We start from the raw sequence: 15521 nt of genomic DNA, 5'->3' as shown, positions 1-15521 counted from the left end.
TTTTTCCAATTGACGCTCCGAACGAATACCGTAAAAATATCCAATAAACATCATTTTAAATAAAACGATAGGATGGATTGACGGACGTCCATTGTTTTCACAGTAATAAGGGCGTAACTTCTCTTCAATAAAATCAAAACTAATTGTCGCTTCGATCGCACGAAGGAAATGATCTTGTGGAACCAACTCTTCTACAGAAACAGATACACGTTCATCACGATGATTTTTTAAAGCACCCATCATAAAAAATCTCTCCTTTACCTCTTTTTATCAGTGTTGACACATAAAAAGAGGTTCAGACACAAAAACAGGCTGTGGAGAAGACTTTCTCCACAGCCTGAAAAAAGGCATCAGAGATTGTATAATCTCTGATGCCTTTTTAAGTGAATACAGATGAAATGAAAATATCTATATAAATGATAAATATTTTAAGCTTCAATTACGCTAAGCATTCTGTTTATAAATGCAGCTGCGTGTGCACGTTGTGATGGTCCTTTTGGTACGAATTGATTAAATTCATTACCTTTTACAATTCCAAATCCATACACTCTTTGTACTTCTTCTTTAGCGTAAATTAAGTTTTGGTCTACGAATGGTAGTTCAACTTGTTTTGCAAAAATACCAGCGTGTTTTAGAGAACGATCGATCATAATAACAGCTTCTTCGCGTGTAATTGTAGTATTTGGATCAAATGTATTATCACCACGTCCGCGGATTATGCCTGCGCTTGCTGCACGATTAATACCGTCTCTTAAAGATGGGTGTACTTGTTCTAGGTCTGTGAAATTAGCATTTCCACTTGGTAATTGTAAAGCACGAGTAATTAATGTAGCAAATTCAGCACGCGTTACAAGACGTTCTGGGAAGTACTTGCCGTTCCCTTCTCCTTGCATAATGCCTCTAGCTGCTAATTGACGAATGTCTTGTTCATACCATCCACCTGTAATGTCATCAGTTACGGGATTTTTTTGGTTTTCCTTATAATATGTTTCAGTTCCTTTTAAGAAAGCATCCCATTGTCCGCGTTGAATCATAAACGCAGGGCAGTTTTTTCCTGACCAAAATTGATGTTTTTGGACCTTATCTAGAGAAATATTTAAGTCGTTCATTAAATAAGCTGCCAATTTACGGGCATTTTCTACCGCTTTTTCATAGTTTCCATCTTGATTAACGGCAATTTCAATTCCGATAGATTCATAGTTTCCAGTTTTATTTCCAGCATGCCATCCAACTTCATTTACTGGAAGATGTTGATAAATTTCTTTATCATCTACTGTGAAATGCCAAGATGCGGCGCGATCAGCTGTTCCGCGTGCTTGATTATCTAAGAATTTTGCATGATTTAGAGCATTAGCACCTTTCGCTGTATTAGCCGTTTCGTGAATCGTAATATATTTAGGTACCATCGGGTAGCCAGGGCGAATATCGTCATTTCCTTTTGGGACAATCATTTCTTTAAATGTAACGCCATAAATATTGTTTGTTTGTAGAGATTCTGGCGCTCTCAATAAACTATTTTTAGCAGAACGACTGTTTTTTAATAATGAAGCTTTTGTACCTTCAAATGTAGAAGAAGGTGCATAAATCCATTTTGCTGTTTCATTTATTTGGACTTTAAACCAATTTCCAGCTTGTTCAGTAGGAGTAATGACTTGTGGCTGCAGTTTCCCTTCTTCTTTAAACGATTGGAACGGAAGGGCATGTATGGAAGCTTCTTCTTTTACGATTAATTTTTGATTAGATAGTTTATGAATCTCTTGGACTTCTAAGCTATTATCATTGTTATCTATCCATCCAGCGCCAGTTGGTGTCGTTATGTAGTAAGCATTTCCCTTTTTCTTTGTCGCCGTTACAACTTGTTCTGTAATCTCGATATTCGATTTGTTTTTTAAATCATTCGCGGTATATAATGAATGTTTTTTTGAAGTGTATAGTAGGAATTGGCCAGTAACCTCGATATCTTCTTCATGAGTACTATGCTCATTAACATGCTCTTTAATACTTTTAAAAACTTGATCTTCCGTATATACTTCAGCGGATTTTTCAGCACTCTCTGCAAATGAATAAGTAGGTGCAAGAACAGTTTGTAATGCAAGAGAGAGAGTTAAAACACTATAAAATTTCTTTTTCATATTTTTTTTAACACATTAGATTATGGAATCTAGTGTTAACATTCCTCCTTTATATATTGCATTTTCGATATGTAACGATTTTTTGTACTAATAAATTTTAACAAGAGAAAATCACGATGTCTATATACATGAGCGATATTCATAAAAAGAATTATTTGAAAAACTGTAAGAGAAACAGGTAAAACCTTCTGTATTGACCTGTAAACGCCCTTCAAGTAAACTAAAGAGAGTTTGCAAATGAAAAGGTGATAATGTGTTAATTTCAATTAAAACGTTACAAGATGATCGTTTTTTACGTCCGCTACAAAATATTGGCGGCTTATTTTTTGAAGATAGTACGATTGGATTTGAACAAGAGGAAGCGAATCTGATCGTTGATATACACATTGAGGATAATGTGAAAGCATCCGCTCGATTAACGGATGTTAGCACAGGAAATGTGTATGAAGAAACATTCTCGAAAGATTTATCTGCTTTCACAGATGAAAAAGAGCGTATGAAGCAAGTGAAGCACGTTGTTTCTTATGTATATCTTTCTGTTCTTCAGCAGTTAACTGGACTTGAACAAAGCTGGGGTATTTTAACGGGAGTACGTCCGACGAAACTTCTTCATAAAATGCTTCAAAATGGTATGTCAAAAGAAGAAGCGCATCAAGAACTTCGTGAAAGTTATTTAATTCATGAAGAGAAAATTGAACTTCTTCAGCGCATTGTTGATTGCCAATTAGCAGTTGTTCCGGATTTATACCGTTTGAAAGAAGAAGTAAGTATTTATATCGGTATTCCGTTCTGCCCAACGAAATGTGCATACTGTACATTCCCGGCTTATGCGATTAATGGACGCCAAGGATCTGTTGATTCGTTCTTAGGTGGTTTACATTATGAAGTTCGTGAAATTGGTAAGTTTTTAAAAGAAAAAGGTGTGAAAGTTACGACGATTTATTATGGCGGCGGTACACCTACAAGTATTACAGCAGAAGAGATGGATATGCTGTATGAAGAAATGTACGAAGCGTTCCCAGACGTGAAAAATGTACGTGAAGTAACAGTTGAGGCAGGTCGTCCAGATACAATCACGCCAGCAAAGCTAGAAGTGTTAAATAAATGGAACATTGACCGTATTAGTATTAATCCGCAGTCATATCATCAAGAGACACTAAAAGCAATTGGACGTCACCATACTGTAGAAGAAACAATTGAGAAATACCATTTAGCTCGTGAAATGGGAATGAACAATATTAATATGGACTTAATTATTGGTCTTCCTGGTGAAGGGTTAGATATCTTCAAGCATACGTTAGATGAAACAGAAAAGTTAATGCCAGAATCATTAACAGTTCATACGTTATCATTTAAACGTGCTTCTGAAATGACACAAAACAAACGTAAATATAAAGTAGCAGGTCGCGAAGAGATTACAGCGATGATGCACGAAGCAGAAGAGTGGACGCAAAAGCATAATTACGTACCATACTACCTATATCGTCAAAAGAATATTTTAGGTAACTTAGAGAACGTTGGCTATGCAATGCCGACGCAAGAAAGTATTTACAACATTGTCATTATGGAAGAAGTACAATCAATTATCGGACTTGGTTGCGGTGCATCAAGTAAATTTGTTCATCCGAAGACGGGGGCAATTACGCACTTCGCAAATCCGAAAGATCCAAAATCATATAACGATGGCTTTGTAAAATATACAGAAGATAAACTGAAAATTTTAGAAGAGCTATTTGTATAAGAAGGAGAGTGTTCCAAATCGGAACACTCTCTTTTTTATATTGTCAGCTTTTGTCGGTAAGGCGATATATTCGAAAAATCGCTGCTATAAATTGAATTGCGTTCGATATATTTGAAAAATCGCCAATATAATTTCATGTACCAACGGTTTGCACGTGTTGTAAAACTATGTCGATAATAATCAGAAAAATTAGTCAAAACATTGAAGGACAATGTCTACTTATGGACGAAATGATAGATTTATGAAAGAGAAAAGGGGGAAATTGTTGGCATGTACATGACGATAGGGAGAATTTTTGATTTATCTGTTGGTAAGTATCCGAATAAAGAGGCGTTAGTGGAACCTGAAAAAAATATTCGCTGGACATATAAACAGTGGGACGAACAAATAAATAAAACGGCACACGCTTTATTAGAAGACGGAGTAAGAAAGGGAGATACGGTATCTGTTTACTTATATAACTGCCATGAATTTGTAAACGTTTACTTAGCTTGTGCGAAAATTGGTGCGATTTTTAACCCGATTAACTTTCGTTTAAAGGCGAAAGAAGTATCTTATATTCTTCAGGACGCATCCTCGAAAGTCGTTGTCTTTGAAAAAGCAGTTGAGTCAACTGTTGCTATCATTGAACGAGATTTTCCAAATACATCTTTTTGGTCTATAGAAAACGATAAACCTTCCTATGCAAGTTCCTACCATGAAAAAGTGAATGCAGCATCTTCTGAGAAAGTAAATATCGAAATTGATGAAATGGACTTTTGTTCTATGCTTTATACGAGCGGTACGACAGGTCATCCGAAAGGTGTGTTACATCGTCATCGTGAAATGACTGAGCATAGTATGATTTGTACGTATTTCCTAAAATATAATAGAGATAGTGTGGGGCTTGTTGTTGCGCCTTTATATCACTGTGGTGAATTAAATGCCGGAATCATACCACGCATTCAAGTTGGCGGGAAGAATGTCATTTTGCATCATTTTGATACAGAAACAGTATTACATACGATTCAAGAAGAAAAGATTACGACGTTCTTTGCAGCACCGACGATGTGGAATATGTTGTTGCAAAAAGATTTAACTCAGTATGATTTAACTTCAATGAAAATTGGTATATATGGCGGAGCGGCAATGGCGCCGGCATTAGTGAAGGAATGTAAAGAACGTCTTTATATTGACCTTGTTCAAATATACGGAATGACAGAAATGGGACCAGTTGTTGCGTTTCTCGTAGAGGAGGATCAAATTACGAAAGCTGGTTCAGCAGGCACGCCATGCTTTAGCCATGAAGTTCGTATTGTGAAACCGAACGAGGAGGCACCAGCAGAACCAGATGATGTATTACCTCCTTATGAGGTGGGAGAAATTATTTTACGTGGCCCAACTATGATGTCTGGCTATCATAATCGCGAAGAGGCAAATAAAAAATCGATGTATAAAGGATGGTATCATTCTGGTGATTTAGGATACTTCGATAAAGATGGTTATTTATTCGTTGCAGATCGCGTTGATGATATGGTAATTAGCGGTGGTGTAAATATTTACCCTCGTGAAATTGAAGATTTCCTTCATAGTCATCCCGGTATATTAGATGTGGCGGTACTTGGTGAGCCAGATGAATTATGGGGAGAGCGTGTGGTGGCAGTTATTGTGAAGAAAGATGAAACAATAACAGAAGCAGATTTAGAAACGTATTGCAAAGAAAGTGACGAATTAGCAGATTATAAGCGTCCGCGTCATTATTTATTTGTAGATGAACTTCCGCGTAATGCGAGCGGGAAGTTGCAGAAGTTTGTGCTGAGGGAGTCGTTGAAAGGGACAAAAAAATAGAAAGTGGGGGATACCCACTTTCTATTTTTATTTGCGTGAAAAGCCTTCTTCATCAAGGTATTCCGCAGCTTCTGGATAAGAGTTGAATGTACCGTCTAAGTTTACACCAGCGTACACGTTCCACATGTCATCCTCTGAAATAAGAGTAAGAATATGACCATCTTCGTTCTGCCATTCTTCTTCTTTCGCAGGTTTTACAGGTGCTACTACTTCTTCTTGTGATAGAAGGTCAATTGATTTCTCAATTACTGAACGTAATTCTTCTGCTGAAAACTCACGGATGTTAACCATACCTTTATCATCCGTTTTGTAACCTTTAATACCGCTTGCATACACAAATCCATTTCCATTTGGGTGTAAATGAAATACAACGTTCTTTTTATCTAAACGACTTTCTTCAAAGTGGAAGTTTACACGTTTTAATGATACGTTCTTTCTTTCTAGTTCTGGGAAAGATTCAATAATCGATAATTTTTGTTCAAAAGTTAGCATAGTGCCTCCAAGTATATAGTAAAAGATTTAATTTGTTCATTATAGCATAGTTGCAATTGTTTCCAAAGATAAGGGAGAAACTTTTCATTAAATCCGTTTACGTCACGAGAATGTAAAAAGTGAGCTAACGAATGTATCTTTTTAGGTGTACAATGGAACATGGACTTTATACAAAGGTGGTTTTTTTATGTTTCAAAAAATAGCAAAGGAATGTTTAGCAGGATTTACTGTTGCGATTGTTGCGTTACCACTTGCGATTGCATTTGGTATTGCCGCGACAGGAACGTCTGAGGGAGCGCTTGTTGGATTGTATGGTGCAATTTTTGCAGGTTTATTCGCAGCGTTATTTGGCGGGACACCTGGGCAAGTAACGGGGCCAACTGGACCAATTACCGTTATTGCAACAGGAGTTATTGCGACGCACGGGTTAGAGGCAAGTTTTATTGCCTTTATGATGGCAGGGTTATTTCAAATTTTATTCGGTGTATGTAAGCTCGGTTCTTACGTTCGATATATTCCGTATCCTGTCGTTTCGGGATTTATGAATGGTATTGCATTAATCATTATTTTAGGCGAAATAAAGCACGTACAAAATAGTTTTTTACTTGTTGTGTTAACGATTATTGTAATGATTGTTTCTGGTAAATGGATTAAGGCGATTCCGTCTAGTTTAGTAGCACTAGTCGGTGTGACAGCTTTGCTTCCTTTATTTTCTTCTCTACTCGAAGGACTTACAGTAAAGTTACCGATTATCGGAAATCTTTCACTAAATAAAGTAATTGAAAAGATTGGAACCATTCCAGAAGCGATGCCTACGCTTCATATTCCATCTTTAAGTGGAACAGGAATAGCAGCACTTATTTTGCCAGCGCTTAGTATTGCTTTATTAGGATCGATTGACTCGTTGTTAACATCGGTCGTAATGGATAATGTGACAGGTACACGTCATAAAAGTAATAAAGAACTGGTCGGACAAGGTATCGGTAATATGATGAGCGGATTGTTTGGCGGATTAGCAGGTGCAGGTGCGACTGTAAGGTCTATCGTTAATATAAGAAGTGGCGGTAAAACGGCACTTTCGGCATGTATGCATAGTGTTATCTTATTTATTTTTATTATGGGTCTTGGTTCGGTCGTACAATATATTCCACTTGCTGTATTATCAGGTATTTTAATTTTAACTGGTATTGGAATGTTCGATTGGGGAAGCATGAAAAAGATGCATGTCGCTCCTAAAGGTGATGTCGTTGTTATGCTCGTAACGATGATTGTAACGGTGAAGTTCGATTTAATGATTGCTGTTGCATTCGGTATTATTCTTTCGTTCATCATATATATGGTGAAATGTAAAGAACGTAAAACTTCTATCGTAAAAGAAAAAGAAGAAACGTACACAATTCAAGGACCGCTCTCTTTCCTATCAGTAGATCGTATTTTCTCTACTTTACAAGATGTGAAGTCACCGGTTGTTTTACGTATGAAAGATGTGCGCTATATGGATGTATCAGGAGCTATGGCATTATTAAATTTTGTTGAGCAATCAAGTAAAGTAGGAGCAAGTGTAAAGCTTGAGCAAGTACATCCGAGTATTGAAAAAACAATCGTAGTAATGGCAAGCGATGAACAGAAAGAGCAATTGAAAATCTTAAGTGTTTAGATGGTAATTAGAATATCTCACAATCTTACATAAATTATAATGTAGAGTTGTGGGATATTCTTATAATGTTTTTAGTAATATGTATCGCAGTGATAGAGAGGAAGGGCTCTTTTGGCGTAACAGAAACAGTTATAGTGTGTACATATATAATGGAAGGAATTAGAAAAAATATTGTGAAGAGACAGGCTTAAATGGGTTCTCTTTTCTATTTTGAAAAAAAAACCAAGTATTCAACCTATAATAAATTTGTTATGATAACCAATGGGATAAAGTGAATCCCTATCGTTTAAAACAATATGTTTGAGAGTATATGTATAAAAGAAAAGAGAAAAAATATGAATAAAACATTTGTAAAAGGAGCAGCAATTTTAACCATTACAACTTTTTTGTCGAAATTGCTTGGTAGTTTTTTTCAAATTCCATTACAAAATATTGCAGGAGATGAAGTGCTCGGTATTTTCCGCCTTGTTTTTCCTGTATATATGATTGCTCTTACACTATCGGTAGCCGGAGTTCCACTTGCAATTTCGAAACTAATTGCAGAGTTGAACGAAAAAAATAAGCAAAAGGAAATTGCGAAATTATTTAAATCAGCGTCAATTATAGGGATAGCATTTGGCGTTTTCGGTTGTTTAGTCATTGTATTATTTTCTATTGAAATTGCAAATATGCTCGGTGGACAAGAAACTAGAATGCCGTTGCTTATTACTTCATTAGCATTACTCATTGCGCCATACATGGCGGTGTATAGAGGATATTTTCAAGGTTTCGGTGATATGAAACCAACAGGGGTATCACAAGTCATTGAGCAATTTGTACGTGTGTTTTTTATGTTAATAATTGCTTACATACTAGTATCGTGGGATAAGAGCAATACTGTTATTACTAGTGGTGCAATGGTTGGCTCTTTTCTTGGAGTCATTAGTTCGCTTATATATTTGCGTATAAAATATAATAGAAGTCCATACTACAATAAAAGCAATTCCTATTCGCTCCGAGATTTAAGAGAAAACGGCAAAAAGATATTGCGGGTATCGATCCCAATCGCTATCGGAGCTTTATCAATGCCACTTTTAAATTTAGTAGACTCGCTTACAATACCGCATGTATTACAAGGATCATCAACAGAAATTCAAGAACAATTTGGAATATACAGTCGCGGTTTTGCATTCACGCAAATAATTGTTATTTTTGCAAGTGCAATTGTATTTCCGTTAATACCACTCTTAACTTCCGCATTGGCCAAAAGAGATATAAATTTGGCGAAAATAACAATTCAAAATACAAATCGACTAGCGCATGTTTTGACAGCACCATTAACAATATGGTTGATGGCATTAACAGTACCGTTAAATGTCGGATTGTTCACAGACGTAAAAGGCAGTAGTATGTTAACAGTTATGATTGGCAGTTCGTATTTTACTGCGGTTATGGTATTATCAATAGGTGTTTTACAGGGGATTAATCGTTCTGCACAAGCTGCATGGATTGTTATTGGCGCGAGTTGTGTGAAAGTCGTGTTAAACATTATGTTAGTGCAGAAGTTTGGCATAGATGGAGCGGCGTATAGTACATTAATTACTTACGTATTGATTTGTATTGTAAATCATTTGTATATTCGAAGCTATATTGCCTATTCTATTCATTTCAAAAGCTTTTTCGGTGTGCTAGCAATAGCATGTATTTTCGGACTAGGATTGTATGAACTATGTAATGTGATAGATGTTACATCTTCAAGAATTATGACGTTATTATTCAGTGGTATAGCATTAAGTATTACAGCCATTTTGTATGGTGTATGTGCTTTGAAATTAAAATGGATATCAATAAAAAAAATACCATTTTTGAAAAGATAAATATAGAAATTTAATTTTTTATTAAAATTCATATGAGCTGATAAAGAGGAAACTATGCAGGGTATTAAGTGTTTAGGTGAGGAATGGGTACCAGTTTATGTTAGATGAAATAAACGGTTACCTAGTTTTGGAGGAGATTTAGGGTGCGTTTAGTCTTATCAGGATATTATGGTTTTTATAATGTTGGAGACGAGGCGATTCTACAATCAATTATTGAATCGTTAAGTAAAGAGAACCCGGATATAGAACTAGTAGTACTATCAAATGATTCTAAATATACAAAGGAAAGGTATGGTGTAGAATCGGTAGATCGCTGGAATATAAAAGCTGTTTATCATGCAATCAAAAACAGTGATGGAGTTATTAGCGGTGGCGGGAGCCTTCTTCAAGATCAGACAAGTACGAAGAGTATTCTATATTATACGGGTATTATGGGACTCGCTCGATTATTAAAAAAGCCATATTATATTTATTCACAAGGAATAGGTCCAATTACAAAAGGATATAATCGTCTATTAGTAAAATGGAACTTGTCAAAAGCTTCCTATGTATCAGTTCGAGATGAGGACTCGTTTTTATATTTAAAAGAACTTGGCATAAAAAACGATATTGAAATTGTTCCAGACCCTGTTTTAACATGGAAACGGACAAAACAATCGGATTGGTTGCAAAAGCATTCGATACATGGAAAAGTAGTCGCGGTTAGTGTGCGTTATTGGAATGCAAAAGAAGATTATATAAAAAAATTAGCTGCGGCATTAAAAAAATTAAAGCAAGAAGGATACCAAATTTTATTTGTTCCAATGCATGAGCCATTTGATCAAAAAGCTTCGCGTGAAGTAGTAGACTTAATGGGAGAAGAGACGTATATGCTTCCATATAAAATGGATATCGACGAGAAAATATTCATTTTATCACAATGTTCATTACTAATTGGTATGCGTCTTCATGCACTTGTTTTTTCTGCTGTAGCCAAAACTCCAATGGTCGGGATTTCATACGATCCGAAAATTGATTCGTTTTTAAGTCAAGTGAATCAGCCAGTTATAGGGAGTGTGGATGGCGAATGGAGTGCTGAATATTTATATGAAATTGCGAAAAAGCAATTAATGCAACAAGGAACTGTGCAGCAAGAGTTACAATTGACAATAGATGAGCTTCGGTTGCAAGGCAAACAGGCAACAAAGAAACTCATTGATCATATGGAAAAAGGCACTTTATTAAAAAAGTAAAGTGTCTTTTGTTTTGTTTTGAATGTAATGAAAATTCTAATTAAAAAACGTTTTATTTTAATTCCTATTTATTATGCTAAAATGATTGTGATTATTATATAATCAAATTTGTGATAATAAATTCGTAGATTACGAGGAGGATAACCTTGAAGACTTTTTCAAAAGGTATAACAGCAGTGGCATTAACGGGATCATTACTTTTAACTCCTATTTCAAGTTATGCAGCAAATGATGATATTACAGGACATATGTTTGAGACGCATATGCGTTCACTTATTACTAAAGGAGTTTTAATGGGGTATGGAGACAATGTATATGCGCCTGATAAATTAGTAACAAGAGCAGAGTTTGCTACATTCATAGCAAGGGCTTTAAATTTACCGAAAGCTGATTCGAATTTCGAGGATGTGCCGAAGACTTACGGTTTATATGATGGTGTAAGTAGAGCATATGGAGCGAAAATTATTAATGGTCGTACGAACGAGACATTCTCACCAAATGATGTGATTACACGTGAAGAAATGTCGATAATGGTAAAGCGAGCGTTAGACTATAAAAATATTAAAGTAGCTGTAAGTCCGCTTACCTTTACTGATAAAGATAGTATTAACTATAAAGAGCATGTGCAAGTTATGGTGGCTACTCAAATTATTAAAGGGTATCCAGAAGATAATACATTTAGACCACATTTATCAGCTACAAGAGGGATGGCTTCAGCTATGTTGGATCGCATGCTTCAGACGATTGAAAAAAACGGAAATAGCAATCCTGTAGAAACTAAGAAATATGTTGTGACAAATGTAAGAGAAAACGGAACAGAGCAAGAAGTAGAGCGCTATAATACGTATAAAGAAGCGGTTACGGCTGCTCAAAATAAAGGTATGAATGCGGTAAAATACGAGAACGAATTTTTATGGATTAAAGATGGTTTTGCAAGTGCGAAAAGAATAACTGGGCAAAACATCATTAATATTTATGACGAGAATTTATCAACAGTATATACGTATATTCAGTATGGAACAGAATTGAAAGTGTTAGAAGTTGGCGAAGATCGTGTGAAAGTTCAAGTTTCTGGTTTGACAGGTTATGTGAAGAAGAATGAAATCACTTTAATTCCTACAAATGAAATGAAACAGTCGTCTTATTATGTGAAATCAGATGGATATTTATACCATAAATATTATACATATAATACAAGTTCACCTGGATATACAGAATTTAGATATGGTGTGGCACCTTCTTTCATGAAGCAAGGACAGCAAATGTATAGTGTAGATGGAAAAACATTTGGAGACGAAACTTTCTATCAATATTTCAATTATTTATCATTACGTTCGAAAACAAATTATACAGCTGAACAACTAGATAGTTATGTGAAATCGATTAAGCCAGACTCTCCATTAATTGGTTTAGGAAAGAAATTTAAAGAAGTAGAAAGCAAGTATAATGTAAATGCATTATTCTTATATTCATTAGCAATCCATGAAAGTTATTATGGAACAAGCGCTCTTGCAAAAGATAAAAATAATTTATTTGGTTTAAAAGCAACAGATGATAGTCCATATGGTAACGGGGAAGCATTTAATTCAAAAGAAGATTGTATTGAACATGCAGCAAAATTATACATGAATGAAGGATATTTAAATCCAGGACATTGGCGTTATACAGCAACATATACAGGTGATAAAGCTGCTGGTTTAAATGCGAAATATGCATCTGATGCGAACTGGGGTAAAAAAGTAGCGGGGCATATGAACCGTTTTGATTCTTATTTAGGTAAAAAAGAATACAACAAGTACAAACTTGCACGTGTGATGAATAACGTGGAAGTGAAAAAGAATCCTAGCATATCAAATGAGCGACTGTATCGTTTAAATACAAATGCAGTTGTCACAGTTACTGGTGAAGAAATAATAAATGGAAAAGCGTGGATTAAAGTTATTTCAGATAATCCTACTGTAACTGAAGCGTATATCGCAAAAGAAAGCTTAGAATATGTAAAACATTAATTAAATAAAAAAGAAGGTGCTACTGATATTTCGTAGCACCTTCTTTCTATTCAATTTCAAAATCAACAATGAGATAAGCGAGTATAACAACGAAGAAAATACTAACGGCTGGCGCTGTTAATACGTGGCCAGACATAAAGCCAATGCCAAGTGATAGAATGAGTGTGCTCGCTAATAGCATATACTTTACTTTCATGATTTTCTTAAAGTTTGTGATCATGCGGATGAATAATTTAATACCAAAGTATAGAAGTGGTAGTAGGTAAATAAGGAAACCGACAATGCCAAAGGCGAAAAATAGGTCATGGAAGTCCATTTCAATTAATTTAATTTTATCTGTGTAGTTACCAGCGTAACCCATTCCGAATAGTTTTTGTGAAAGCGGTGCGTCTTTATAGTATTGTTTGTATGTTTTTAAGAATTTGTCGCGATCACTGTAAATCAAACTTTTCATTTCAGAATCTGTAAGTTCACCTTTTGCATGTTTTTTTGCATCTTCTGGATCTTCTTTAATTACTTTTCCTTCTTTTCGATCTTTCTCTTCTTGTACTGATTTTTTGTATTCGTATATTTGCATGTGAATGCCCATATTTTTTGCGATAGGAGTATGTGGTGTAAGAGCAATTAAGCCGCCTAGTATAACTGCGGCAACAACGGTATTTACAATATGTGTGAATCCTTTTCCTTCTTTTTTACGATTTATCATATATTCAATCAATGAGAAGAAAAGTGCTACGCCTAATGTAATAACAATTGCGCCATATCCGACTTTCGTTCCGACCATAATACTTGCATACATCGCAAGTATTGTTGGAATCCAGTAATATATTTTCGAGAAAGAAGTTGTTTTATGAATCGAATATAAGACAATGATTGGGAACATAATGGCGAAAAGAGAACTTAAATCATTTCCAGCGAAGAACCAACCTCTTGAACCGATTTTTGAGTGAGGATAGCTTGGGAAATCTGTTCCAGTTTGCATTGCGACAATCATTGTAATACTTAAAATTAAAGTTGCATATAAGAAATATGTAATGATTTTATGAAATACATACTCTTTATTTTTTAGCTCTTTAAACGCGATAATATATCCAAACAGTAGCACAATTGGATATACGCTCTTTAAGATGAATTTAACTTCTTCTCCAAATGAAACTGGAGATTTAACCATCATATTATTTACAAGACCGATTGCGAGTGCGATTCCGAGTAAACATAAATAGAGGATGTACTTTTTCGCATCTTGTTGTTTGTGATGAAGAAGTAGGTATCCTAATGCAAGAAGCATAAAGGCGAAACGGACTACAACTCCAACTGTTGCGCTCATGTGTAGTATATAGATTGAAAAAGATGTTAATAAATCTAAAATTGGTTGAAACACAATGAATAGCAATAGGAAATGTGGGAAGTAGTTATCCGTTTGTTTCAACTTAGTAACCATATGTTCCTCCAGTTCTTCATTCCTTTATTACAACACCCAAAAGATGGGTATAAAGCCTTTTTTACATAGTAAGGCGAATGAATTTCAATATTTGTTTTTTTATCAAACTTAAGAATACACCATTTCATTGTAATGGTAAATAGATGAAAAGCATGGATAAACCGACTTTAATTTCTATATTTTTCAACGGAATTGTATGTTTTATACGGTATATGTACAAATTGCGAGATTATTAGACAGAAAATTGAGAAAAAAGAAGGATTTTTCAGTGGTTTTCTATAATTATATAAGTATAATCTTTATGGAGAAAAGAGGGGTATATATAATGGAAATAACAAGTAAAACAGAATCTGTCGTTGTGAAATATGAAGGCCACGTTGCAACGGTTATGGTCAATCGCCCAGAGGTGTTAAATGCGTTAGATGAGCCAACATTAAAAGAGTTATTACAAAAGTTGAAAGAAGTAGCGGAAAGTTCTGCGCATATTGTTGTGTTATGCGGGAACGGCCGTGGTTTTTCTGCGGGTGGGGATATTAAATCGATGCTTTCAAGTAATGATGAAAGTAAGTTTGATGGCATTATGAATACCATTTCTGAAGTTGTCGTGACATTATATACGATGCCGAAGCTTGTTATTAGTGCAATTCATGGACCAACTGCAGGTCTTGGGTTAAGTATTGCGTTAACAGCTGATTATGTAATGGCGGATATATCATCTGTTATTGCAATGAACTTTATTGGAATCGCTTTAATTCCAGATGGAGGCGGTCATTTCTTCCTTCAAAAGCGCGTTGGTGAAAATATGACGAAGCAAATTATTTGGGAAGGTAAGAAATTATCAGCGACAGAAGCGCTTGATATCGGCTTAATTGATGAAGTAATCGGCGAAGATTTCCAAACGGCTGTGAAGCAAAAAATTAATGAATGGTCACAAAAACCGATTAAAGCAATGATTCAAACGAAGCAAATTTTATGTGAAGTAAATCGCTCTAATTTAGAGCAAACATTGCAATTAGAAAAGCGTGGTCAATATGCAATGAGACAAACAGCGGATCATAAAGAAGGAATTGCTGCGTTTTTAGAGAAACGTTTACCAGCATTTAAAGGGGAATAAAGTGGTCCATTCCTCACTGA

11 protein-coding genes are annotated in these 15521 nt (G+C 35.3%); 7 read left to right on the top strand and 4 right to left on the bottom strand.

Annotated features, from left to right (window positions below; genetic code table 11):
* A partial coding sequence (locus tag C4S65_RS31825; protein ID WP_142391538.1) for a transposase occupies positions 1 to 243 on the bottom strand: 243 nt, incomplete at its 3' end.
* A gap of 185 nt (positions 244 to 428) precedes the next feature.
* Complete coding sequence (locus tag C4S65_RS34135) at positions 429 to 2132, bottom strand: S-layer homology domain-containing protein (RefSeq protein WP_141526969.1); 1704 nt, start codon at positions 2130 to 2132, stop codon at positions 429 to 431.
* Between the two features lie 253 nt (positions 2133 to 2385).
* On the opposite strand from C4S65_RS34135, the gene C4S65_RS31815 reads away from it, so the two are divergent.
* Together C4S65_RS31815 and C4S65_RS31810 are read left to right on the top strand one after the other, a co-directional pair.
* Positions 2386 to 3873: a coproporphyrinogen III oxidase gene (locus tag C4S65_RS31815; protein WP_000908777.1), complete on the top strand. Its 1488-nt coding sequence runs from the start codon at positions 2386 to 2388 to the stop codon at positions 3871 to 3873.
* A 270-nt stretch (positions 3874 to 4143) separates the two neighbouring features.
* The gene (locus C4S65_RS31810) at positions 4144 to 5700 is read left to right on the top strand and encodes a fatty acid--CoA ligase (RefSeq protein WP_061667410.1); all 1557 of its coding nucleotides are present in this window, start codon (positions 4144 to 4146) and stop codon (positions 5698 to 5700) included.
* A gap of 27 nt (positions 5701 to 5727) precedes the next feature.
* On the opposite strand, the gene C4S65_RS31805 is transcribed toward C4S65_RS31810, so the two are convergent.
* The gene (locus C4S65_RS31805; protein WP_098285342.1) at positions 5728 to 6192 is read right to left on the bottom strand and encodes a hypothetical protein; all 465 of its coding nucleotides are present in this window, start codon (positions 6190 to 6192) and stop codon (positions 5728 to 5730) included.
* 187 nt (positions 6193 to 6379) lie between these two features.
* Here C4S65_RS31805 and C4S65_RS31800 point away from each other — a divergent pair, with 187 nt between their 5' ends.
* The 4 genes from C4S65_RS31800 (at position 6380) to C4S65_RS31785 (ending at position 12946) form a co-directional block, all read left to right on the top strand.
* Complete coding sequence (locus C4S65_RS31800) at positions 6380 to 7849, top strand: SulP family inorganic anion transporter (RefSeq protein WP_061667408.1); 1470 nt, start codon at positions 6380 to 6382, stop codon at positions 7847 to 7849.
* Positions 7850 to 8184: 335 nt separating this feature from the next.
* Entirely contained in the window at positions 8185 to 9705 is a 1521-nt protein-coding gene (locus C4S65_RS31795; protein WP_001044002.1) for a polysaccharide biosynthesis protein, read from the top strand.
* A 143-nt stretch (positions 9706 to 9848) separates the two neighbouring features.
* Positions 9849 to 10937: a polysaccharide pyruvyl transferase CsaB gene (gene csaB / locus C4S65_RS31790; RefSeq protein ID WP_061667407.1), complete on the top strand. Its 1089-nt coding sequence runs from the start codon at positions 9849 to 9851 to the stop codon at positions 10935 to 10937.
* Between the two features lie 146 nt (positions 10938 to 11083).
* The gene (locus tag C4S65_RS31785) at positions 11084 to 12946 is read left to right on the top strand and encodes an S-layer homology domain-containing protein (RefSeq protein ID WP_098838756.1); all 1863 of its coding nucleotides are present in this window, start codon (positions 11084 to 11086) and stop codon (positions 12944 to 12946) included.
* A 46-nt stretch (positions 12947 to 12992) separates the two neighbouring features.
* On the opposite strand, the gene C4S65_RS31780 is transcribed toward C4S65_RS31785, so the two are convergent.
* Positions 12993 to 14387 carry an O-antigen ligase family protein gene (locus C4S65_RS31780; protein ID WP_086406509.1) on the bottom strand — a complete coding sequence of 465 codons (1395 nt, stop codon included), beginning with the start codon at positions 14385 to 14387 and terminating at the stop codon, positions 12993 to 12995.
* 301 nt (positions 14388 to 14688) lie between these two features.
* On the opposite strand from C4S65_RS31780, the gene C4S65_RS31775 reads away from it, so the two are divergent.
* On the top strand, positions 14689 to 15501 hold the full coding sequence (locus tag C4S65_RS31775) for an enoyl-CoA hydratase (RefSeq protein ID WP_001999174.1): 813 nt from the start codon (positions 14689 to 14691) through the stop codon (positions 15499 to 15501).
* The last annotated feature ends 20 nt before the right edge of the window (positions 15502 to 15521 follow it).

Origin of the sequence: Bacillus sp. ok061 (assembly GCF_900108285.1) — a bacterium.
Taxonomy (GTDB): domain Bacteria; phylum Bacillota; class Bacilli; order Bacillales; family Bacillaceae_G; genus Bacillus_A; species Bacillus_A thuringiensis_S.
This window is presented reverse-complemented; position numbering and strand designations above follow the sequence as displayed.